Genomic DNA, 683 nt, shown 5'->3' with positions numbered 1-683 from the left:
CCGGCGGTGAGCAACCTGACACACCGGGCACAGGTTCGCCCGGCACAGGTGCAACTTAAAGACTACACCTTCAAAAATCCCGCATGGCCCGCAGAATTCAGCCAGCAGATGAAGGAAGACACACTCCAGCAGTTGTATTACGAACATTACGACTATCCGGGCCGTTTTAAGGATGAGGCGCACGGTAAAGATTTCACCCGTTACCGTCTGGAGGGGCTTCGCAACAATGCCGTAACAGGACAAGGCAGCGGTCACGCGATTGCGATTCAACCGGGACGGTTATTCACGCTGTACAACCACCCGCGTGAGGACCTGAACCAATCCTGGCAGGTGGTGGGCGCCAGTCATACCGGCAGCCAGCCACAGGCACTCGAAACCGCCAACAGTGGCACAGGCACCACCCTGAACAGCCAGTTCCATTTTATCCGCCATAACCAGCACTGGCGCCCAGCTCCGCTACCGAAACCGGTAATTGACGGCCCGCAGATCGCCAAAGTCGTCGGCCCGGCCGGGGAAGAAATCTTCTGTGACCAGTATGGCCGTATCCGTCTCCAGTTCCCGTGGGATCGCTACGGTAAGAGTGATGACCAGAGTTCGTGCTGGATACGGGTCACCCAACCGTGGGCGGGGCAAGGCTGGGGGATGCTGGCGATCCCGCGTATCGGGCAGGAAGTGGTGGTGGA

The 683-nt window shown here is 58.9% G+C and carries 1 protein-coding gene; it reads left to right on the top strand.

Annotated elements, in window-relative coordinates; genetic code table 11:
- Window positions 1-683: type VI secretion system tip protein TssI/VgrG (tssI, locus tag Xvie_RS20465; protein ID WP_139838941.1), on the top strand; the 683-nt coding region annotated here is incomplete at both ends.

Source organism: Xenorhabdus vietnamensis (assembly GCF_002127535.1).
Classification (GTDB): Bacteria; Pseudomonadota; Gammaproteobacteria; order Enterobacterales; family Enterobacteriaceae; genus Xenorhabdus; species Xenorhabdus vietnamensis.
This window is presented reverse-complemented; position numbering and strand designations above follow the sequence as displayed.